The 20,869-nt window shown below is 74.9% G+C and carries 21 protein-coding genes and 2 pseudogenes; 14 read left to right on the forward strand and 9 right to left on the reverse strand.

Annotation, left to right across the window (positions count from 1 at the left end):
* Positions 1 to 70: 70 nt before the first annotated feature.
* Positions 71 to 1,036: an LLM class F420-dependent oxidoreductase gene (locus GQS52_RS01030; RefSeq protein ID WP_182311221.1), complete on the forward strand. Its 966-nt coding sequence runs from the start codon at positions 71 to 73 to the stop codon at positions 1,034 to 1,036.
* A gap of 114 nt (positions 1,037 to 1,150) precedes the next feature.
* On the opposite strand, the gene GQS52_RS01035 is transcribed toward GQS52_RS01030, so the two are convergent.
* Positions 1,151 to 1,597 carry an SRPBCC family protein gene (locus tag GQS52_RS01035; protein ID WP_182311222.1) on the reverse strand — a complete coding sequence of 149 codons (447 nt, stop codon included), beginning with the start codon at positions 1,595 to 1,597 and terminating at the stop codon, positions 1,151 to 1,153.
* A 107-nt stretch (positions 1,598 to 1,704) separates the two neighbouring features.
* A complete protein-coding gene (locus GQS52_RS01040) occupies positions 1,705 to 2,832 on the reverse strand; it encodes an FAD-dependent oxidoreductase (RefSeq protein WP_182311223.1) in 1,128 nt (375 codons plus the stop codon).
* A gap of 200 nt (positions 2,833 to 3,032) precedes the next feature.
* On the opposite strand from GQS52_RS01040, the gene trxA reads away from it, so the two are divergent.
* Complete coding sequence (trxA, locus tag GQS52_RS01045; RefSeq protein WP_182311224.1) at positions 3,033 to 3,398, forward strand: thioredoxin; 366 nt, start codon at positions 3,033 to 3,035, stop codon at positions 3,396 to 3,398.
* Between the two features lie 145 nt (positions 3,399 to 3,543).
* Positions 3,544 to 4,437 (forward strand): alpha/beta fold hydrolase, encoded by an 894-nt coding sequence (locus tag GQS52_RS01050; RefSeq protein WP_182311225.1) that lies wholly within the window; start codon positions 3,544 to 3,546, stop codon positions 4,435 to 4,437.
* Between the two features lie 49 nt (positions 4,438 to 4,486).
* On the opposite strand, the gene GQS52_RS01055 is transcribed toward GQS52_RS01050, so the two are convergent.
* From GQS52_RS01055 to GQS52_RS01065, 3 genes are read right to left on the reverse strand one after another with little or no spacing between them, the layout of a single operon-like run.
* Positions 4,487 to 6,583, reverse strand: a complete 2,097-nt coding sequence (locus GQS52_RS01055; RefSeq protein ID WP_182311226.1) for a xanthine dehydrogenase family protein molybdopterin-binding subunit — start codon at positions 6,581 to 6,583, stop codon at positions 4,487 to 4,489.
* Entirely contained in the window at positions 6,580 to 7,593 is a 1,014-nt protein-coding gene (locus GQS52_RS01060; protein ID WP_182311227.1) for a xanthine dehydrogenase family protein subunit M, read from the reverse strand. Before GQS52_RS01060 ends, GQS52_RS01055 begins: the two co-directional genes overlap by 4 nt.
* Positions 7,590 to 8,084, reverse strand: coding sequence for a 2Fe-2S iron-sulfur cluster-binding protein (locus GQS52_RS01065; RefSeq protein WP_259371012.1), 495 nt, complete (start codon positions 8,082 to 8,084; stop codon positions 7,590 to 7,592). Before GQS52_RS01065 ends, GQS52_RS01060 begins: the two co-directional genes overlap by 4 nt.
* A 370-nt stretch (positions 8,085 to 8,454) precedes the next feature.
* On the opposite strand from GQS52_RS01065, the gene GQS52_RS01070 reads away from it, so the two are divergent.
* The 8 genes and pseudogenes from GQS52_RS01070 (at position 8,455) to GQS52_RS01100 (ending at position 16,047) form a co-directional block, all read left to right on the forward strand.
* Positions 8,455 to 10,038 carry an alkaline phosphatase D family protein gene (locus GQS52_RS01070; RefSeq protein ID WP_182311229.1) on the forward strand — a complete coding sequence of 528 codons (1,584 nt, stop codon included), beginning with the start codon at positions 8,455 to 8,457 and terminating at the stop codon, positions 10,036 to 10,038.
* Between the two features lie 140 nt (positions 10,039 to 10,178).
* Entirely contained in the window at positions 10,179 to 10,703 is a 525-nt protein-coding gene (locus GQS52_RS01075) for a DUF1990 domain-containing protein (protein WP_182311230.1), read from the forward strand.
* A gap of 72 nt (positions 10,704 to 10,775) precedes the next feature.
* The gene (locus GQS52_RS27185; protein WP_259371213.1) at positions 10,776 to 10,991 is read left to right on the forward strand and encodes a hypothetical protein; all 216 of its coding nucleotides are present in this window, start codon (positions 10,776 to 10,778) and stop codon (positions 10,989 to 10,991) included.
* Positions 10,982 to 12,082 (forward strand): annotated as a pseudogene (locus tag GQS52_RS01080) (GNAT family N-acetyltransferase); the annotation flags it as partial. The gene GQS52_RS27185 and the pseudogene GQS52_RS01080, both read left to right, overlap by 10 nt.
* A 167-nt stretch (positions 12,083 to 12,249) precedes the next feature.
* Positions 12,250 to 13,038 (forward strand): IclR family transcriptional regulator, encoded by a 789-nt coding sequence (locus GQS52_RS01085; protein ID WP_182311232.1) that lies wholly within the window; start codon positions 12,250 to 12,252, stop codon positions 13,036 to 13,038.
* Between the two features lie 226 nt (positions 13,039 to 13,264).
* Positions 13,265 to 14,575, forward strand: coding sequence for an aromatic acid/H+ symport family MFS transporter (locus GQS52_RS01090; RefSeq protein WP_182311233.1), 1,311 nt, complete (start codon positions 13,265 to 13,267; stop codon positions 14,573 to 14,575).
* A gap of 70 nt (positions 14,576 to 14,645) precedes the next feature.
* A complete protein-coding gene (locus GQS52_RS01095) occupies positions 14,646 to 15,584 on the forward strand; it encodes an ATP-grasp domain-containing protein (RefSeq protein ID WP_182311234.1) in 939 nt (312 codons plus the stop codon).
* Positions 15,538 to 16,047 (forward strand): GNAT family N-acetyltransferase, encoded by a 510-nt coding sequence (locus GQS52_RS01100; RefSeq protein WP_182311235.1) that lies wholly within the window; start codon positions 15,538 to 15,540, stop codon positions 16,045 to 16,047. The genes GQS52_RS01095 and GQS52_RS01100 overlap by 47 nt, the downstream gene beginning before the upstream one ends.
* Before the next feature lie 97 nt (positions 16,048 to 16,144).
* Here GQS52_RS01100 and GQS52_RS01105 read toward each other — a convergent pair whose 3' ends face one another.
* Positions 16,145 to 16,387: a heavy-metal-associated domain-containing protein gene (locus GQS52_RS01105; RefSeq protein ID WP_182311236.1), complete on the reverse strand. Its 243-nt coding sequence runs from the start codon at positions 16,385 to 16,387 to the stop codon at positions 16,145 to 16,147.
* Positions 16,384 to 16,836, reverse strand: a complete 453-nt coding sequence (locus GQS52_RS01110; protein ID WP_182311237.1) for a nuclear transport factor 2 family protein — start codon at positions 16,834 to 16,836, stop codon at positions 16,384 to 16,386. Before GQS52_RS01110 ends, GQS52_RS01105 begins: the two co-directional genes overlap by 4 nt.
* An 87-nt stretch (positions 16,837 to 16,923) precedes the next feature.
* On the opposite strand from GQS52_RS01110, the gene GQS52_RS01115 reads away from it, so the two are divergent.
* Together GQS52_RS01115 and GQS52_RS27190 are read left to right on the forward strand one after the other, a co-directional pair.
* Positions 16,924 to 17,538: a TetR/AcrR family transcriptional regulator gene (locus GQS52_RS01115; RefSeq protein WP_182311238.1), complete on the forward strand. Its 615-nt coding sequence runs from the start codon at positions 16,924 to 16,926 to the stop codon at positions 17,536 to 17,538.
* Between the two features lie 73 nt (positions 17,539 to 17,611).
* Positions 17,612 to 17,830: pseudogene (locus GQS52_RS27190) on the forward strand (ATP-grasp domain-containing protein); the annotation flags it as partial.
* A gap of 54 nt (positions 17,831 to 17,884) precedes the next feature.
* Here GQS52_RS27190 and GQS52_RS01125 read toward each other — a convergent pair.
* Positions 17,885 to 18,769 carry an aldo/keto reductase gene (locus GQS52_RS01125; RefSeq protein ID WP_182311240.1) on the reverse strand — a complete coding sequence of 295 codons (885 nt, stop codon included), beginning with the start codon at positions 18,767 to 18,769 and terminating at the stop codon, positions 17,885 to 17,887.
* A 15-nt stretch (positions 18,770 to 18,784) separates the two neighbouring features.
* The gene (locus GQS52_RS01130) at positions 18,785 to 19,723 is read right to left on the reverse strand and encodes an NAD-dependent epimerase/dehydratase family protein (RefSeq protein ID WP_182311241.1); all 939 of its coding nucleotides are present in this window, start codon (positions 19,721 to 19,723) and stop codon (positions 18,785 to 18,787) included.
* Between the two features lie 70 nt (positions 19,724 to 19,793).
* Here GQS52_RS01130 and GQS52_RS01135 point away from each other — a divergent pair, with 70 nt between their 5' ends.
* A complete protein-coding gene (locus tag GQS52_RS01135) occupies positions 19,794 to 20,780 on the forward strand; it encodes a LysR family transcriptional regulator (protein WP_182311242.1) in 987 nt (328 codons plus the stop codon).
* Positions 20,781 to 20,869 lie beyond the last annotated feature (89 nt).

The raw sequence follows: 20,869 nt of genomic DNA on the forward strand, positions 1-20,869 counted from the left end.
CGGCCCCGGGCGGGCCTCCGCCACCCTCCCGGCCCGGTTTGTCCGTATCCGGCCCGGGCAGACGGCCCGCATGGTGCAATGGGGCTACACGATGATGACCGAGCAGGCCGGCCCGCGTCAGCTGGTGGAGGACGTCGTCCACGCCGAGCGGGCGGGTTTCGACTTCTCCGTCACCTCCGACCACTACTTCCCGTGGCTGGCCTCCCAGGGCCACGCCCCCTACGCCTGGGCGGTCCTGGGCGCGGCGGCGCAGGCGACCGACGCGATCCCGCTGATGACGTACGTGACCTGCCCGACCGTCCGCTACCACCCGGCGGTGGTGGCGCAGAAGGCGGCCACCCTGCAGCTGCTGTCCGGCGGCCGCTTCCGCCTCGGGCTGGGCTCCGGGGAGAACCTCAACGAGCACGTGGTGGGCCGGGGCTGGCCCTCCGCGGACGTCCGCCAGGCGATGCTCGCGGAGGCCGTGGAGATCATCCGCGCGCTCTTCGCGGGCGGGTACGTCAACCACCACGGCGAGTACTTCGACGTGGACTCGGCCAAGCTGTGGGACCTTCCCGAGACCGCCCCGCCCATCGGGATCGCCGTCTCCGGGGAGCAGGGGTGCGCGCTGGCCGGGCGGCTGGCCGACCTGGTGATCGCCACCGAGCCGAAGGCGGAGCTGCCGGAGGCGTTCGACCGCCACGGCGGCCGGGGCAAGCCGCGCGTGGGCCAGGTCCCGGTGTGCTACGACACGGACCGGGAGGCGGCGCTGGAGCGCGCCCACGAGCAGTTCCGCTGGTCGGCGGGCAGTTGGAAGGTCAACTCCGAGCTGCCCGGGCCGAAGTCGTTCGAGGCGGCGACGGAGACGGTGCGGCCCGAGGACGTCGCGCAGTCCGTGCCCTGCGGCAGCGACGTGGACGAGTTCGTCGAACGCGTCCGCCCCTACGTGGAGGCCGGCTACACCGAGGTGGCCCTGGTGCAGATCGGCGGCGGCCACCAGCGGCCTTTCCTGGACTGGGCGAAGGCCGAACTGCTCCCGGCGCTGCGGGAGCTGTGAGGACCGCGGACGGGGCGGTGGGCGAGGGGCGCCCCCGGGAACCGCCCCGTCCGCGCACGAAGGGCGCGGCCCCGGTCGTACCGGGGCCGCGCCCTTGATGGGGCGTGCACGGTGTCAGACCTGGCCGCGCCAGGCGCCCGTCTCGACGCCGCGCTTCTCGATCAGCTCCTTGAAGCGCTCCAGGTCGCCCTTGACCTGGCGGCGGACGAAGCCGAGCTTGTCGCCGACGGTGTCCAGCAGCCCCTCCGGGGAGTGGTCCATCTGCAGCATGACCTTGGTGCGGCTGTCGTCCAGCCGGTGGAACGTGACCACGCCGGCCTGGTCGGGCCCGGTGGTGCTCCTCCAGGCGACCCGCTCGTCGGGGATCTGCTCGGTGATGTCGGCGTCGAACTCGCGCTCCACGCCGTCGACCTTCGTCACCCAGTGGGTGCGGGTGTCGGTGACCTGGTCGACCCGCTCGACCCCCTTCATGAACCGGGGGAAATCGGCGAACTGGGTCCACTGGTTGTACGCCGTGCGCACGGGGACCGCGACCTCGATCGACTCCTCCACCTGCGACATGGGGCATTCACCTCGTTCTGTGTCAGATTCGATCCCTTGCTGACGGTTCGCGTGCCCGTGTTCGCGCGGCGGAAACCTGAATTCCCGTCAGGGGGTGCGGCCGCCGGTCACGGGAGGCGGGCCAGGGCGGCCATCGTGCGGCCGATCAGCCCGGGCGCGTCGGCGTCCCGATTTCCCTCCAGCATCCAGGTGCCCAGCTGCACGGAGTTGTCGACCACCATGCGCACGCGGGGCAGGCGCCGGTCGCGGTACTCGGTGAGCAGGGCGTCGTCGAGGGTGTCGCGGGTGGTGAGCAGTTCGGCGAGGACGAGGACGTCCTCCAGGGACATCGCGGCGCCCTGGGCGATGGTGGGCGGGCAGGCGTGGGCGGCGTCGCCGGCCAGGACGACCCGGCCCCGGTGCCAGGGGCCCTCGACCAGCAGCCGCTGGGTCCAGGTGTAGTTGACCCGCGCCGGGTCGGTGATGTGCCCGGCTATCTCCTTCCACGCGCCGCCGTACCCCTCGGCCAGGCGCCGCATCTCGTCCGCGTACGAGGCGGGGTCCAGCGCGTCGCGGCCGCGCCCGGGCTCGACCAGGTAGGCGTAGAGGGTGTCCTCGCCGGTGGGGCAGTAGCCGGCGAGGAAGCACGGCCCGCCGTGGGCGAGGTCGGTGCGCACCACCGAGGCCGGGCGCGGGGCGGGGACGCGCCAGACGCCCATTCCGGTGGGCTCGGGCCGGTCGGTGATGCCGATCGCCTCCCGTACCGCGGAGTTGACGCCGTCGGCGGCCACCACCAGGTCGTAGCGGCCGGTCGTGCCGTCGGTGAAGGCCACGTCGACGCCGGTGCCGTCCTGCTCCAGGGAGGTCACCGTGCAGCCCAGGCGGACCCCGGCGCCGCAGGCGCGCACCGCGTCGGCGAGGATCTCCTGCAGCCGGGGGCGCTGCATGCCCACGGTGGCGGGGAGGTCGTCGCCGCCGGCGCGGAGGTCGCGCTGCACGTGCACCACGGTGCCGTCCGGGGTGGTGATGCCCAGGTCGTCGAAGCCGAAGCCGTCGGCCTCGACGCGCTCCCACACGCCGACCTCGCGCAGCACCCGCAGCGCGTTGCCCTGCAGGGTGATGCCGGAGCCGGAGACGTTCCATTCGGGGTCGACCTCGACGAGGTCCACCTCGACACCGGCCCGGCTGAGCAGCACGGCCAGGCTGTTGCCCGCCGTGCCGCCGCCGACGACGAGAACGGTGCTGACGCTGGTCATGGGCTTCCTTCCCTCAGGGGCCCCATCCCCGGGGCCCTCGGTGGGCAAGTCTGCGGGCAGCCCCGGGGCGGCCCTTGGCCGGGGTCGGCAACCGTGCTTTCCGAAAAGGGCAGTTGACGGGGCCCGGCGGTGCGGGAATACGCACTTCGGGGGCGCTGTTGGACCGGTCCGGGGGCCGACCGGCGAGGGAAGGGAACCCCATGGCGAGCACCGTCGAACTCACCCGCGACAGCTTCGTGGACACCGTCCGGGGCGACGGCATCCACCTGGTCGACTTCTGGGCCGCCTGGTGCGGCCCGTGCCGGGCCTTCGCCCCGGTCTTCGAGCAGGTCGCGCAGCAGAACCCGGACGTGACCTTCGGCAAGGTCGACACCGAGCAGGAGCCGGAGCTGTCCGCGGCCCTGGAGATCAGCTCGATCCCGACGCTGATGGCCTTCCGCGACGGCGTGCTGGTCTTCTCCCAGCCCGGCGCGCTGCCCCGTCCCGCGCTGGAGGACCTGCTCTCCCAGGTGCGCGCGCTGGACATGGACGAGGTCAGGGCCCAGATCGCCGAGCAGCAGAGCTGACCGCCGGGGCCGCCCCCCGGCGCTCCTCGGTGCGGCTTGCCCCGGTGCGTCCGGCGCGCCCCGGGCCGCCGCGTCCTGCGTCCGGCCGGGGGTCACGGGCCGGGCGGACTGGTGCGAACGGCCCCCCGCAGGGCATGGTTCCGGCATGGCAGCGGTATCGGTCTCCAAGGTGACGGGGAACCCGGCGGGGCTTCCCCCGGTGAGCGTGTGGTACGAGCGGCAGGGCTCCGGCGAACCGGTGGTCCTGCTGCACGGGATAGGGCACCACCGGCAGGCGTGGGACCCGGTGGTCCCGCTCCTGGCCGCCGAGCGCGAGGTGATCGCCCTGGACCTGCCGGGCTTCGGCGACTCCCCCTCCCCCGGCTCCGGCGCGCCCCACGACCTGCCGACGGCGGTCGCGCAGCTGGGCGCGGTGTTCGACGCGCTCGGCCTGGAGCGCCCGCACGTGGCCGGCAACTCCCTGGGCGGCCTGATCGCCCTGCGGCTGGCCCAGGCGGGCCTGGTGCGCAGCGTCACCGCGCTGGCGCCCGCGGGTTTCTGGACGGAGGCGGAGCGCCGGTACGCCTACGCGCTGCTGAACGCGATGCGGCTGGGCGCCCGGTCCCTGCCGGAGACCGCGGTGGAGCGGCTGGCCCGCAGCGCGGCCGGTCGCGCCGCGCTCACCTCGGTGATCTACGCCCGGCCCGGCCGGCGCTCCCCCGGCGCGGTGGTGGCCGAGACGCGGGCCCTGCGCGAGGCCCGGGCCTTCGGGGCCACCCTGGCGGCGGGCCGGTCCCCGGGCCTGTTCAGCGGCGGCATCGAGGGGGTGCCGGTGACCGTGGCCTGGGGCACTCACGACCGGATCCTGCTGCGGCGGCAGGGGGTGCGGGCCAAGCAGGCCCTGCCCGGGGCGCGCCTGGTCCGGCTGCCGGGCTGCGGGCACGTGCCGATGAACGACGACCCGCAGCTGGTGGCCAGGGTGATCCTCGACGGCAGCCGCCCGGCGGGTCGGGCCGCCGGCCCCGGCACGGACGGGGGGACCCGGGCCGCGGCGCGTTGAGCGCGTCCGGACGGGCCGCGGCGCGCCGCGCCGGCGCCCGCCCGTGCGGTCAGCCGCCCAGGGCGGTGAGGACCTTGTCCGGGTGCAGGGGCAGGTCGCGCAGCCGCACGCCGGTCGCGTGGTGGAAGGCGTTGCCGACGGCGGCCGCCGTGCCGACGACGCCCAGCTCCCCGATGCCCTTGGAGCCCATGGGGTTGAGGCGGGGGTCCTCCTCCTCCACCCAGTGGGCCTCGATGCCGTGCACGTCCGCGCAGGTGGCCACGTGGTAGGACGCCAGGTCGCTCTCCACGAAGTCCCCGAAGGCCGCGTCCACGGTGCTGCCCTCCAGCAGCGCCATGGACAGGCCCATCGTCATGCCGCCGACGAGCTGCGAGCGGGCGGTGCGGGCGTTGAGGATGCGCCCGGCGGCGAAGACCCCCAGCAGCCGCCGCACCCGCGTCTCGCCGGTGCGGGTGTCCACCTGCACCTCGGCGAACTGCGCGCCGAAGGAGTGGCGGGCGAACTCCTCGAGCCCGGCCAGGTCCCCGGCGGTGTCGGCGCGGGCCGACAGCCCGGCCCTCGGCACGGTGCCCCCGTGCTCGCCGATGCGGGCCCGCAGGGCGCGGCAGGCCTTGTCGACCGCCCAGCCCCACGAGGCGGTCCCGGAGGACCCGCCGGCCAGCGGGGCCCGGGGCAGGTCGCTGCTGCCGATCTCGATGCGGACCGCGGCCAGCGGCGCGCACAGTGCGTCGGCGGCGATCTGGGCGAGCACGGTGCGCGCCCCGGTGCCGATGTCGGTGGCGTTGACCAGGACGCGGTAGCCGCCGTCCTCGGCGCGCGCCTCGGCCGAGGACGGCGCGGTCATCACCGGGTAGGTGGAGGCGGCCACCCCGGTGCCCAGCAGGAGGGGGCCCTCGCGCCGCACCCCCGGGCGGGGGTCCCGGCCCTCCCAGCCGAACCGGCGGGCCCCCTCGCGCAGGCACCGCGCCAGGCCACGGCTGCTGAACGGCAGGCCGCTGTCCGGCTCGGTCCCGGGGTCGTTGCGCAGCCTCAGCTCGACCGGGTCCAGGCCGCAGGCCCCGGCGAGCTCGTCCATCGCCGACTCCAGCGCGTACATTCCGGGGGCCTCCCCGGGGGCGCGCATCCACGACGGGGTGGGCACGTCCAGCCGGACGACGCGGTGCACGGTGCGGCTGTGCGGCGAGGTGTACATGACGCGGGCGGGCACGGCGGCCTGCTCCACGAACTCCTTGACCGCGGAGGTGTGGGTGACCGCCTCGTGCTCGAGGGCGCGGATCACCCCGTCGTGCCCGGCGCCGAGGCGCACCCGCTGCACCGTGGGCGCCCGGTGCCCGACGACGGCGGCCATCTGCCGCCGCGGCAGCGCCAGCTTCACCGGCCGCCCGGTGCGGCGGGCCGCCATGGCTGCCAGGACGACCTGGGGGCGCGGGGTGCCCTTGGAGCCGAACCCGCCGCCGACGTGCTCGGTGACGACGGTGACCTGCTCCTCGTCGAGGCCGAAGAGCCCGGCCAGGGTCCTGCGGACCGCGGAGGAGCCCTGGTTGGAGTCGTGCACGACCAGCCTGCCGTCCTCCCAGCGGGCGGTGGAGGCGTGCGGTTCCATGGGGTGGTTGTGCAGGGGCGGGACCGTCCAGGTGCCGTCGACCCGCACGGGCGCCCGTTCCCACGCGGCCTCGAAGTCGCCGCGCACCCGGGTGCCCGGGTTCCCGCCGTTGGCCTGCTCCGGGGCGTACAGGCCGGGGTGGTCCGCGGTGAGCACGCAGTCGTGCTCCTCGGCGGCGTAGGACAGGCGCACCGCGGCCGCCGCCTCGCAGGCCGCCTCGAAGGTCTCGGCGACGGCCAGGGCGACCGGCCAGCCGCGGTGCGGGACTCCGGGGCCCTGCAGGACCTGCAGGACCGGGTCGTCGCCGGGGTGCAGGCGGGGGGCGTCCTCGTGGGTGAGGACCGCGACCGCCCCGGGCACCGCGAGGGCGTCCGAGGTGTCCACGGAGGTGATCCGGCCCCTGGCGACGGTGGCCGGCACGGTCTGCGCCCAGAGGGTGCCGGGCGGGGTGTGCTCGGCCGCGTACCGGGCCCGGCCGGTGACCTTGTCCCGGCCCTCCAGCCGTTCCACGGAGGTTCCGAGGACGGGTCGGCGTGTGCTCATCGCGCTGCTCCCGGTGCTCCGGCCGCCAGGTGGGTGAGGACGTCGACGGCGAGGTTGCGGGCCAGCGGCACCTTGAAGCCGTTGCCCGGGAAGCCGTTGCCCGGCAGGGGCCGGGCGGCGGCCAGTTCGGCGTCGGCGGCGCGGGCGAAGGACTCCTCGGTGGCCGGGGCGCCGCGCAGCGCGTCCTCGGCGGTGCGGGCGCGCCAGGGCCGGTGGGCCAGGCCGCCGAAGGCGAGCCGCACCTCGCGCACGGTGCCGTCGCGCACGTCGAGTGCGGCGGCCGCGGAGGCCAGGGCGAAGGCGTAGGAGGCCCGGTCGCGGGCCTTGCGGTAGGCCGAGCGCACGGCCGCGGGGGCGGGCAGTTCGACGGCGGTGACCAGTTCGGCGGGGCCGGCGACGGTGTCGCGCTCGGGGTGCTCGCCGGGCAGCCGGTGGAAGTCGGTGACGGCGACCGTGCGGGCGCCGCCGGGGCCCAGCAGGTGCACCACGGCGTCGAGGGCGGCCAGGGCGACGGCCATGTCGGAGGGGTGGGTGGCCACGCAGTGCTCGGAGGCGCCCAGGACGGCCGCGTCCCGGTGGACGCCCCCGCGGGCCGAGCAGCCGCTGCCGGGGGCGCGTTTGTTGCAGGGTTTGGAGACGTCCTGGAAGTACGGGCAGCGGGTGCGCTGCAGGAGGTTTCCCGCCGTGGTGGCGGTGTTGCGCAGCTGCCCCGAGGCGCCGGCGAGCAGGGCCTGGGACAGCGCCGGGTAGCGGGCGCGCACGGCGGGGTGGGCGGCCAGGTCGCTGTTGCGCACGGTGGCGCCGATCCGCAGGCCGCCGCCGTCGGTCTCCTCCACCGCGTCCAGCGGCAGGCGGGAGACGTCGACGAGGGTCCCGGGCGCTTCCACCCCGAGCTTCATCAGGTCCACCAGGTTGGTGCCGCCCGCCAGCGGACGGGCCCCGGGGCGGGCCGCCAGGGCCCCGACCGCGTCCTCGGGCGTGGCGGGACGCAGGTACGCGAAGGGCTTCACGGCGCCACGTCCCGGACTGCGCGGACGATGCCGGGGCAGGCGCCGCACCGGCACAGGTTGCCGCTCATCCGCTCGGCGACCTCCTCCTCCGTCAGCTCCACGGGCCGGTCGGGCGGGGCCGCGGGGTCGGTGACGGCGCTGGGGCGGCCGTCGGCGGCCTCGGCGAGCACGCCGGCGGCGGAGCACAGCTGGCCGGGGGTGCAGTAGCCGCACTGGAAGGCGTCCCGGTCGAGGAACGCCCGCTGGAGGGGGTGGAGCGCGTCCCCGTCGGCCAGGCCCTCCACGGTGGTGATCCGCGCCCCGTCGCAGGCGGCGGCCAGCAGCAGGCAGGCGTTGGCGCGGCGGCCGTCGACCAGGACCGTGCAGGCCCCGCACTGGCCGTGGTCGCAGCCCTTCTTGGAGCCGGTCAGCGCCAGGTGCTCGCGCAGCATGTCGAGCACGGTGGTGCGGTTGTCCAGCTCCAGGCGGCGCCGCTCCCCGTTCACCTCCACGGTGACGGCCGAGCGGTACGCGTCCGGGAGCGCCCCGGGGGCCGGTGCCGGGGCCGCCCTGCCGTCCGTACCGGCCGTGCCGGGCCTGCCGTCCGTACCGGCCGTGCCGGGCCTGCCGTCCGTACCGGTCCTGCCGGTCCTCGTCGTCACAGCGCCACGTCCTTCGCCGTCCGCCCCGTCGGCCTCTCACGGGTCGGCTTGCCGGTGGCGCACCGGCGAAACCCCGTCCGGGCCTTTGTCCCCGTTCCGCGGCGCGGGGCGGGCGGGAGCGGCAGGATCTGTTCACCGCCGGTTCGGGCGTCCGGCACCTTGATCCGTTCGAATCGGCGCGACACCGGTCCGCCCACCTGGAAGCAAGGGGAACAAGACGATGGCGCACGATTGGGGAACGACGTCCGCGCCCGGACGCCGCACCGTACTGCGCGGGGCCCTGGCCGCCTCGGCCGTGGCCCTGCCCGCCCTGGGCGCGGTGCGCCCCGCACCGGCGACGGCGCTGTCCGGGCGGCCCTCGGCCGACTGGGGCGTGCAGGTGGGCGACGTCACCACCACCTCCGGCCTGGTGTGGGTGCGCTCGGACCGCCCCGCCCGGATGGTCGTGCAGACCGCGGCCACCGAGTCCTTCCGCGGCGCCCGTACCTGGGCGGGCCCGCTGCTGGGGCCGGACAGCGACTTCACCGGCACGACGGCGCTGCGCGGCCTGCCGCCGGGCGAGCAGGTCCACTACCGGGTGCTGCTGGCCGACCCCGACGACCCGCGCCGCACCTCCCGGCCCGTGGCCGGCACCTTCCGCACCGCCTCCGCCCGCCGCCGCGACGGGGCGCGCTTCGTGTGGTCCGGGGACATCGCCGGCCAGGGCTGGGGCATCAACCCCGACCTCGGCGGCTACCGGATCTTCGAGGAGATGCGCCGGCTGGACCCGGACTTCTTCCTGTGCAGCGGCGACACGGTGTACGCGGACGGCCCGCTGCAGCCCACCGCGGCGCTGCCGGACGGCTCGGTGTGGCGCAACGTCACCACCGAGGAGAAGTCGAAGGTCGCCGAGACCCTGGCCGAGTACCGGGGCAACTTCCGCTACAACCTGCTCGACGAGAACTTCCGCGCGTTCAACGCCCAGGTGCCCTCGGTCGTGCAGTGGGACGACCACGAGGTCGTCAACAACTGGTACCCCGGGGAGATCCTGGAGGACGCCCGCTACACGGAGAAGAGGGTCGACGTGCTGGCGGCCCGCGCGCGGCGGGCGTTCGGCGAGTACTTCCCCGTCTCCTCCCTGAACCGCCGCGGCGACGGCCGGATGTACCGGGTGGTGCACCACGGCCCGCTGCTGGACGTGTTCGTGCTGGACATGCGCACCCACCGCAACGCCAACTCGGAGAACCGGCAGACCGAGGACTCCCGCGGCATCCTGGGCGAGGAGCAGCTGGCCTGGCTCAAGCGGGAGCTGTCGCGCTCGCGGGCGACGTGGAAGGTGATCGCCGCCGACATGCCGCTGGGGCTGGTCGTGCCGGACGGGGCGGTGAACTCCGAGGGGGTCTCGCAGGGCGACCCGGGCGCGCCGCTGGGCCGCGAGCTGCAGATCGCCGAGGTGCTGCGGCACGTCAAGCACCGAAGGATCACCGGCACGGTGTGGCTGACCGCGGACGTGCACCACACCTCGGCGCAGCACTACGCGCCGGAGCGGGCCGCGTTCTCCGACTTCGAGCCGTTCTGGGAGTTCGTGACCGGCCCGCTGAACGCCGGGGCGTTCCCCGCGAGCCGGCTGGACGCCACCTTCGGGCCGGAGCGGGTGTTCGTCAAGGCGCCGCAGGTCGGCAACGTCTCCCCCGCCGGCGGCTTCCAGTTCTTCGGCGAGGCCGAGATCGACGGCGCCTCCGGTGAATTGACGGTGCGCCTGCGGGAGCTGGGCGGGGCGGTGCTGTTCACCAAGGTCCTGCAGCCCGGCCTGGTGGGCCAGTAGGGGCGGGCGGTGGCCCGGCAGCCCTGCCGGGCCACCGCCGCAGCCGTCCCGACTCCCCTGTGACCCGGTCTTCTTACGGCTCCCCCGTCGAGGTGGCGGAAGAGGCGCGGGTTAGGCTTGCGGCACGGGAGGTGGGGGTCGTGGGCCCGTTCGACTACCCCGGGGTGGGGGCGACGCGGGATCCGGCCCTGCTGCCGCCGGCGGGTTACCGGCTGCTGCGGGTCCGCACCCGGATCGGCTCCGGCGAGGGCCTGGTGGCCGCCGCCGGGCAGGCGGTCCTGGACTGGCGGATGCACCGGGCGGTGGGGGTGCGGATCGAGGCGTCCGCCCCCGTGGCCGCGCCGGGCGTGCGGGTGACGGTCGGCCTCGGGTTCGGCCCGTTGCTGCTGCGGGCCCCCTGCGAGGTGGTCTGGAGCGTGCGGGAGGACGACCGCGTCGGCTTCGCCTACGGCACCCTGCCCGGCCACCCGGAGTGCGGCGAGGAGGCATTCGTCGTCGAGCGGGACACCGACGGGACCGTCCGGCTGTCCGTCACCGCCTTCAGCCGCCCCGCCCTGTGGTACACCCGTGCCGCGGGTCCCGCCGTGCGCCTGTTCCAGCGGGCATATGCCGGACGTTGCGGGACGGTCCTGCGCGAACTGACCGGACAATTCGACGGAAAGTGAAATGAACCTCCTTTTACCCGTAGGTCACAATGCGTTCGTGGCCGGGCAACACGCCTCGTGCACGGTGGTGTCATGACCGAGATGACGCACGACCGCGCGAACCACGACCGGACCTGCCGGAACACCCACGACACCCGGGCGGGACTGCTGGCACGACTGGCCGGGCTGCGCCCGGCACGCTCACGCCGCCAGGAGGAGTCCCCGCCCCCGGCGCCGGACGGCACGGCCTCCGATACCGCGCCGGGAGCGCCCCGGGACACCCCGGCACCGTCCCGGCCACCCTGCTGAGGCTGCGCACCACCGTGCGGGACGCCCCCGGCAGCCTGGCGTCCCTGTGCGCGGTACTGGCCCGGCTCGGGGTCGACATCCTCACCCTGCAGACCCACCCGCTCTCGGACGGGACGGTCGACGAGTTCCTGGTGCGGGCCCCCCGGACCCTCTCCTGCGACGAGCTGCGGCAGGCCGTCGAGGAGGCCGGCGGCCGGGACACCTGGATGGAGAACGCCGACACGCACGACCTCGTCGACGTCCCCACCCGGATGCTCGACCTGGCCGCCCGCACCGCGCTGGACGCCGCCGAGCTCCCCCTCGCACTGCGCCGGCTGTTCGGCCGGTGCACGATCCGCTCGCTGCCGCCGCACAGGGTGCCCGGCGAGCACCCGGCCGAGGACGTCCTGGAGGACACCGTCATGCGCCTGCGCGACCCCTCCGGCGGGTCGATCACCGTGGAACGCCCCTACCTGCCCTTCACCCCCACCGAGTTCGCCCGCGCCCGCGCGCTGGTCGAACTGGACGCCCGGCTGGGCCTGCGGGTCCCCCGCGCGCGCGACGTGCTGACCCTGGCCGAGGGCAACGAGGTCACGGTGCGCCGGGGCGGCCCGGAGGACCTGGGCGCGGCCGTCGCCATGCACCGGCGGTGCTCGAGGCTGACGCTGGCCCGCCGCTACCACGGCCCGGTCAAGGACGCCGACCTCTTCCTCAAGCACCTGCTCAGCCCCCGCTTCGGGCAGACGCTGGTCGCCGAGGCCGCCGACGGCACGATCGTCGCGCTGGCCCACCTGATGTGGGACGGCGACGAGACCGAGATCGCCCTGATGGTCGAGGACGACTGGCAGCGGCGCGGCATCGGCGGAGAACTGCTGCGCCGCCTCGTCGCCCTGGCCCGCCGGGCCGGCTGCGGGAGCGTCTACGCCGTCACCCAGCACGACAACACCGGCATGGTCGCCGCCATGCGCGGCCTGCAGCTCCCCCTGGACTACCAGGTCGAGGAGGGCACCCTGGTCATCACCGCCTCCCTCGACGACCACGAGCGGCAGGGCGCCGACGAGGGCACCGGCAACGGTCTGAGCGCCGGCCCGGTCGGGGCGCGCCCCCGGTAGGGGCCGGAGCGGCCCGGCGGCAGGAGAAGGAACGGGAGCGGGGACCGGGGCGCGCCCCGGTCCCCGCTCCCGTTCCCGCCCGGACCCCGGCCCCGGCCCCGGGCTCCGGGCTCCGGGCTCCGGGCAGAGTTCTTCTCAGCGGAACGCCGATCTGCCTAGTATTCCGCGTGAGGAATTCAGGAAGACCCGAGAGCACCGCGGGCGCCCCCTCCGCCGCTGCCGGACCGGGCCAGGGGCTGGAGTCCGTGGACAACGCCCTGGCACTGCTGATCCTGCTGCGCAGGAACGGCCGTCTGCGGCTGAGCGAGGCCGCCGACCACCTCGGCGTCGCCCGCTCCACCGCCCACCGGCTGCTCACCACCCTGCGCGGCCGCGGCTTCGCGGTGCAGGGCGCCGACAAGGCCTACCGTCCCGGGCCCGAGCTCTACCGGCTCGGCATGTCGCACCGCTCCGACTACGAGCTGGTCGAGACGGCCCGCCCGCACATGCTGTGGCTCAGCGGCAAGCTGGACGAGACCGTGCACCTGGAGGTGCGGTCCGGGCCCGAGGTGCGCTTCCTGCACAGCGTCGAGGGCACGCACGTGCTCCGGGTCGGCAGCCGCGCGGGCGCCGTCCTGCCGGCGCACCTGGCCTCGGGCGGCAAGGCGCTGCTCGCCGAACTGACCGTCGCCGAACTGGCCGAGGTCTACGGTCCCGGGGGCGGGGCGCAGCCGGACACCGACCCCGAGGCGCTGCACCGCAGGCTCGCCGTCGTGCGCCGCCGCGGCCATGCGCTCAACATCGGTGAGACCGAGCGGGGCATCTCCGCCGTGGGGGCCGCGGTACGGGATCCCTGCGGGCGCGCCGTGGCGGCCCTCGCCGTGTCGGCGCCGTCGCTGCGCTTCACACGGACCCACCTCGACGAGGCCGCGGAGGTGCTGCGGGAGGCCGTGCGGCGGATGGAGGCCGCGCTCTGAGGCTCGGGGGAAGCCATGCATCGTACGGGCACGGAGGCCCGTCGCAAAGAAACAGATCCCGCTGTACCGCAGAGCGGAATTGCGGACATGTTCTGTTGCCCTGTGCGTAACCGCACTGCTTCCATCCCGTTCACCACGCAGGTTGCCGAGCGGTGCCGCAGGGACAGCGGCACCGCGCGTCGTGCCCTGCCGGCTTCCCTTCCGCCTCGTGACAGGACATGGCCGCATGACCGTCGAAGCTCAGCCGTCCGCCCTCACCCACCCGGCCCCGCCGCGCACACCGGCACTGATGTGGGCGGTCGTCGCCCTGTGCACCGCGGCGATCACCGTGGAAGGGTTCGACCTCATCGTCTACGGCGTGGCCCTGCCCGCGATGCTCGCCGACGGGTCGCTGGGCCTCGACAAGTCACTGGCCGGGACCCTCGGCAGCCTCGCCTACGCGGGCATGCTCGTGGGCGCCGTGGTCTGCGGCCCGCTCGCGGACCGGCTCGGCAGGCGGCGCCTGGTCCTCGCCTCCGGCGCGGTCTTCACCGTCTTCACGGTGGCGTGCGCGCTGGTCACCGAACCCTGGCAGTTCGGGGCCGCCCGGCTGCTCGCGGGCATCGGCATGGGCGGTGTGATGCCGTCCTGCGTGGCCCTGAGCAAGGAGTACGCGCCGCGGGGCCGTTCCGCCCTGGTGGCGACCGTGGTCCTCGCCGGCATCCCGGTGGGCGGGGTGCTGGCCGCGCTGACGGCCGCCGCGTGGGGCGGCCCGCTGGGCTGGCGCGGTCTGTTCGGCGTCGGCGCGGCCCTCTCGGCGATCATGATGACGGCCGCGTACTTCCTGCTGCCCGACTCGGTGCCTTCCCGGCCCGCCACCGGCACGACCGTCCAGGACGCCGGCCGGGACACCGCCCGGGACACCGTCCGGGACGCCGGCCGGGACACCGTCCGGAATCCGCAGGACGGCGGGGAAACCGGTGTCCGCACGATCCTGTCCGGGCCCTACGCCCGCCGCACCGTCCTGTTCATCATCGCCAACTTCGCGGTGCTGCTCTCCTGGTACGGCCTGAACACCTGGCTCACCCAGCTGATGCGCGAGATGGACTACCCGCTCGGCTCGGCGCTGCGCTTCACCCTGGTCCTGAACCTCGGCGCCGTCGTCGGCTCCTTCGCGCTGGCCGCCCTGGCCGACCGGATCGGGCCCCGCCCGGTCACCATCGGCAGCGCCGCGCTCGCCGGCCTCGCCGTCCTCGGTCTGTCGCAGGGCGGCAGCACGGTGGTGGTCCTCGGCATCACCGCACTGGCCGGGGTCGGCGCCCACTCGTCTCTGACCATGCTGAACGACTGGGTCGCGTCCAGCTATCCGGCCACGGCCCGCGCCACCGCACTGGGCTGGGCCTCCGGCTTCGGACGCGGCGGCGCGATCGTGGCACCGCTGGTCGGCGGCTGGATCCTCCAGGCCGCCCTGGGGCCGACCGTCGTGTTCCACGTGTTCGCCGCGGCCGCGCTGCTGTGCGCCGTGACCCTCCTCGCCGTCCCCGCACACCGGGACTGACACCCCGGCGGGGCCTGCGGCACGGCCGCCCCGCGCACCGGGGCGGCCGGCGGCAGTAGGGTGCCGTGCCATGGGGGCTTCGTTCGTCTTCTGCTCGGACCCGCTCGACCCGCGCCGCGTCGACCCGCACTTCGCCCGCGAGGCGCAGGCGGTGCGCGCCTCGGGCGGCCGGGTGTGCCTGGTCGACCACGACGCGCTGCTGGCCGGCGACGCCGCCGGGGCCGTGGCCCGGGTGCCCCGGGACGCCGGGCCGGTCCGCTACCGGGGATGGATGGTGCCCTCCGCCGGCTACGCGGCGCTGGCCGGCGCCCTCGCCGCACGCGGCGCGGCCCTGCTCACCTCCCCGGACGCCTACCGCAGGGCGCACGAGCTGCCCGGCTGGTACGCGGTCTTCGAGGCGGTGACCCCGCGCAGCGTGTGGCTGCCCGCCGAACCGGGCCGGGCGCCGGCCCCGCAGGAACTGGCGGCGGCGGTGGCCCCGCTCGGCGGCGGCCCGGCCGTGGTCAAGGACTACGTCAAGTCGCGCAAGCACGAGTGGCGGGAGGCGTGCTGGGTGCCGGAGCTGTCCGACACCCGGGCGCTCTCCCGGGTCGTGGAGCGGTTCGTGGAGCTCCAGGAGGACCACCTGGCGGGCGGGATCGTGGTCCGCGCCTTCGAACCGTTCACCGACGGCGGGGAGGCCCGGGTGTGGTGGGCGGACGGCGAGCCGGTGCTGGTGACCGCACACCCGGACACCCCCGGCGCACGGCCCGACCCCGGCCCCGCCCTGGACGCGCTGCGGCCCCTGGTCGCGGCCCTGGGCTGCCCCTTCGTCACCACCGACACGGCGCTGCGCGCCGACGGGGTGTGGCGGGTGGTGGAGGTCGGGGACGGGCAGGTCAGCGGCCTGCCAGGGTCCGCGGACCCGGTAGGGCTGATCAAACCGCTTATGCAGAACGCCACCGGCCAGTACAGTTCCGCGCATGCTGCGTGGAGAGCGGATTTCGCTGCACGAACTGCCGCCCGGTGAGGCCGCCGTCCTGGCCGACGGCGAGTCCGGCGACCTGACCTGGCTCGACGGCTCCCCCACCCCGGGCAGCCGGGCGGGCGCCACGATCGTGGTCCGGGCCGCCGCCGCGGGCCTGTACCGGCCGGGCTGGGGCATCTACACGATCCAACGCGCCGACGGGGTGACGGTGGGCGCCATCGGCTTCAACTCGCCCCCCGAGGGCGGCCGGGCGGAGATCGGCTACAACCTGTCCGACTCGGCCCGGGGCAACGGCTACGCCACCGACGCGGTGCGCACCCTGGCCGCCTGGGCCCTGGGGCAGCCGGAGGCGGAGGCCGTCACGGCCCTGACCGAGCCGGGCAACCTCCCCTCCCAGCAGGTGCTGGAGCGCGCCGGCTTCCGGCGCGGCCCCGACACCGACACCGGCCTGCGCTCCTACGAACTGACCGCGGCCGGCCTCCGGGCCTGCGACCGGGCCGCCTGACGGCTTCCCCCGCGGGGCCGGGACGGACGCACGACGTCCGCCGCAGCAGATCCGGCGTCTGCTGCGGCGGACACGGATCTTCCGCCGACGGCGCGGGTCACCCGCTCGATGGCTCGCGTGGTCCCCGTCCGTCCGCGACTGCGAGTTCGTAGCCCGCTTCCTCGATCGCGGTACGTACGTCTGCGACGTCGAGATCCCTGTCGCTGGTCACCGACACCCTGCCGCTGTCGACGTTCACCCTCACGGCGGTGACACCGGCCATGCGCTCGATCTCCTCGGTGACGAATGCCGCGCAGTGCCCGCACACCATGCCGGTGACGGTGTAGCCGCTCTCCGTCATGCCGCCCCCTCGTTCCCGTCGGGCGCCCCGGGGCCCGGCTGCCGGGGACCGGCATTGCCGCCGCGGGCGGGGACGGTGCGGGTGAGCATGTGAGCCCGGCGCATCCGCCCGTCGGGGGCGAACCGTCCGAAGAAGCAGACCTCGATCGCGAGATCCTTGCTGCGCTGCCGCACGTGCATGGTGTAGCGGGCGGCGATCCGGTCGCCGTCGACGATCGCCTCGTGAACCTCCATCCGGCTGCTGGGCCGGTTCTTGCGCACCGGGCGGGTGTGCGCGACGAGCTTGTCGCGATCCATCCGGTGCCCGTCGGCGATCTGGACGATGTCCGGGGTGTGGTACCTGTCGACGATCAGCGCCGGATCCTCGTCGCTCTCCAGCAACTCCTCGGTGAAGGAGGTGAAGAAGTCGGCGATGAACTGCTTGGGGTCGGCGTCACCGAGCGGGTGCATGGCACTCCTTGCAGCCTGGGACTCACGAGCCATCTCTTACACGCTGTAAGGTATGCGAGGGCCAGTAACTCTGACAAGGTGTAAGAGATGACCTCGTTCCCGGCTCGTAACCGCCGTGCCGATGCCCGCCGCAGCAGGACCGCCATCCTGGATGCCGCCGCCCGCGTCCTCAACGCCGACCCCGATGCCGGCCTGGAAGCGATCGCCACTGCCGCGGGCGTGACCCGCCAGACCGTCTACGCCCACTTCCCCTCGCGAGAGCAACTGCTGATCGCGGTCGTCGACCGGCTCACGCAGGAGGCCGTCGCCGCGATGGACGCCGCCGAGCCCGATGCCGGACCGGCCGCCGACGCTCTGCTGCGGCTGCTCGACGCGAGCGCGGGGACGCTCCGGCGCTTTCCCGTACTGCTGCGGAAGATCAGCTCACTGCCTGTCGGTCCGCAGGCGGACCACGACCGGCACACGCCCGTCGCCGACCGGATCAAACGAGTTGTTCAACGTGGCCGGCAGGCCGGGGAATTCGATGACCGGCTCCCACTCGACTGGCTGGTCACGGCAACCATCAGGCTCGCTCACGCCGCGAGCGAAGAACGAGATGCCGGCCGGCTGTCCGGCGACGAGGCGGAGGACGCCCTCCGCACCAGCCTGCTCCGCATACTTGGCGCGGCCTCAGGAGACGGCTGCCCGCCTCGGCCCCGGTGACGGTGAGCTCCGCCTCGTGCACGGCTCTCACACCGAGCCGGGCCGGGCGCCCGCGCCGCAGGAAATGACAGCGGCGGCCCCGCTCGGCGGCCCGGCCGTGGTCAAGGACTACGTCAGGTCGCGCAAGCACGAGTGGCGGGAGGCGTGCCGGGTGCCGGAGCTGTCCGACACCCGGGCGCTCTCCCGGGTCGTGGAGCGGTTCGTGGAGCTCCAGGAGGACCACCTGGCGGGCGGGATCGTGGTCCGCGCCTTCGAACCGTTCACCGACGGCGGGGAGGCCCGGGTGTGGTGGGCGGCGGGGTCCGGTCGTCCTCGGTCCGGGTCGGCGGGCGGCCCATGACCCGTCTCAGCCCGGCAGAGCGTCCTCGAGCTGCACCAGCTCCTCCGTGCTCAGCGCGAGCTCCGCGGCCCTGGCGGAGTCGGTGATGGAGGCCGGGCGACCGGCTCCCGGTATCGGGATCACCGCCGGGGAACGGGCGAGCAGCCAGGCAAGGGCGATCCGCTGCGGGCTGACACCGTGCTCGGCCGCGACGCGGTGGAAGGCGGTGCCGGCGGAGGTGGGGCCGGAGGGGCCGTCGAGGGAGCTGCGCGAGATGCCGCCGAGCGGGCTCCAGGGCAGGAAGGCCAGGCCCAGCCGGGTGCTCAGCCGCAGCTCGGGCTCGCTGTCGCGTACGGCGGGCGAGTACTGGTTCTGCACGGAGACGAGTCCGTCGCCGAGGATCCGATGCGCCTGGAGGATCTGCGTGGTGGTGACGTTGGAGATCCCGGCGGCGCGGATCGTGCCGGCGTCGAGCAGCTCGAGCAGCGCGCCGACGGACTCCTCCCAGGGCACGGCCGGGTCCGGCTTGTGCAGCTGGTACAGGCCGATCGCGTCGACCCCCAGACGCCTGGCGGATGCCTCGGCGGCCTGTTTGAGATGTTCCGGGGTGGCGGTGACGGTCCAGCTGCCGTCGCCGGGGCGGCCGCGGCCGCCCTTGGTGGCCACGAGGACGTCGGAGGTGTCGCCGCCGTAGCGGGCCAGGGCGCGGGCGATCAGCAGTTCGTTGTGACCGGTCTCGCCGGCGTGCCAGTGGTAGCTGTCGGCGGTGTCGATGAGCGTGACGCCGGCGTCGAGGGCGGCGTGGACGGTGGCGACGGCCTGCGCCTCGTCGGGGCGGTGTTCGACGGACAGCGGCATGGCGCCCAGCCCGACGGCGCTGACAGCGGTGCGGGCGATGGTGCGGTATCGCATGGCGGCTCGGGCTCCTCAGGCGGTGGGGGACGGCTCGGCGGCGAGGGCTTCGGCGACGGCGCCGGGCAGCCAGTCGGTGGTGCGGGAGAAGGAGAACCCGAGGGCCTTCGCGCGGGCGTTGCTCATGGCGTAGTGGCGGTCGAAGGAGAACGGCGAGGCCGCCTCGCCCGCGGCGACGGTCCGGCGGACGGCCTCCCGGCCCACCTGCGCGGCGGTGATCGCGACGAGGTCGTGCACATCGAGTCGGCCGTCGGAGCAGGCGTTGACCGGGCCGGTGAAGCCGGCCGCGGCCGCCCGCAGCAGCAGCTCCGCCAGTTCCTCGTAGTGGATGAAGACCGTGGGCAGCGCCTGCGCATGCACGGCGATCTCCTCGCCCCGGGTGATGCGCCCGACGTAGTGCGCCAGCCTGCCGGTGAACTCCTGCGCGCCGCCGCCGAGCACATGGGCGCTGCGCACACTGGCGCACTCGAAGCCGTCGGCGCGGGCGAGGACGGCCTCCGCCTGGCGCTTGCCCTCGGCGTAGTGCGCCTCCAGGTACGCGCCGTCGTGCCAGGGAAGGTCCGCGGCCACCGGCCAGGTGGCCGGGTCCACGATCTCCTCCGGCACCGGCGTGCCGGGAGGCACGGCCGGCAGCGCGGCGGTCGCGGGGTCGTAGACCTCGATCGTGGAGGTCATGACGTAGCGCCGGGTGCGGTCGGCAAAGGTGCGCGCGGCGATTGCGGCCTGCACCGGGGTGTAGCAGACCTGGTCCACCACGACGTCGAAGGTGCGGGAGCCGAGCACGGCCGTCAGGGCGGCCTCGTCGTTCCGGTCGGCAACGAGGTGCTCGATGCCGGCGGGCGGCGGGGTGGAGCCACGATTGATCACAGTGACCCGGTGGCCGGCCGCCCGCAGGCGCTTCACCAGGAGCTTTCCGAAGTACCGGCTTCCGCCGATGACGCAGACCCTTTGCATGCCCCCATCCTGGGGACCTATCGTCACCAGCAGAAGTACCGGCCTTCTTGACGGGTGTTAAGGAAAACTGTTGATCGATGTTCAGCGGCTCCGCGTCCTGCGGGCGGTGGCGGAACACGGCAGCTTCAACCGGGCGGCCACGGCTCTCCGCCTCACCCCCTCGGCCGTCTCCCAGCACGTGGCCGCCCTGGAGCGCAGCCTCGGCGCCCGGGTCGTCACCCGCAGCACCCGCGGCGCCACCCTCACACAAGCGGGCCGCATCATGGTCGGCGCCGCCGAGTCCGTCGCGGCAGAGCTCGAACACGCACAGCGGCAGGTCGCACAGCTCAGCACCGGTCTCACCCGACTCACCGTCGCCACCTTCACCAGCGGCGGCCGACTGCTGCTGCCCGCCGCTCTCACCCGGCTCACGGCAGTCCATCCCCGCACCGTGCTCCACATCAGGGAGGGCGAACCCGAGGACACCCTGCCGCTCGTTCGGCAGGGCGCCGTGGACCTCGCCCTCGCCTACCACTTCGACGGCCCGCTGCCCGTCGGCCCGGTCCCCGGCTCCGGCTCCGGCTCCGGCTCCGGCCTGGAGTGGACGCCGCTCCTGGAGGACCCGCTGTTCGTCGTCCTGCCGCCGGGGCACCGGTTCGCCGACCGCGACGCGCTCGACCTCGCCGAGCTGGCTGCCGAACCCTGGGTGCTCGGCTGCCTGAAGACCGAGGCGTACCTGCGCCGCTACGCCGAGCGCGCCGGCTTCGATCCGGAAGTGCGCGGGACCACGACCGACTACTTCTTCGCCCGCTCACTGGTCGCCGCAGGTGTGGGGATCTCTCTGATCCCCTCCGTCGCGCTCGCTCCGGAGATCCCCGGCCTGCACACCGTCCCGGTCACGCCGCCGGGGCCGATCCGGCACATCGGCGTCGCCGCGATCGGCCGCGGCGACCGGCCCCACGTCACGACGCTCGTCGACGCCCTTCGCGAGCAGGCGATCAGGATCTCCGGCAGGAGCGCGGTACGTCCGGAACATCCGGCCGATCCGGCCTCGGGACCGGCGTCCCGATCCGGGTAGGGGCGGACGCGGCCCCGGACGTCGCCGGACCCCGGCTCCACTCGCTGCGCTGCACGCGCAAGGTGCCCTCACCCGCGTCCGGTCCCGGC

This window comes from Streptomyces sp. SCUT-3, from assembly GCF_014083985.1.
Classification (GTDB): Bacteria; Actinomycetota; Actinomycetes; order Streptomycetales; family Streptomycetaceae; genus Streptomyces_H; species Streptomyces_H thermolineatus.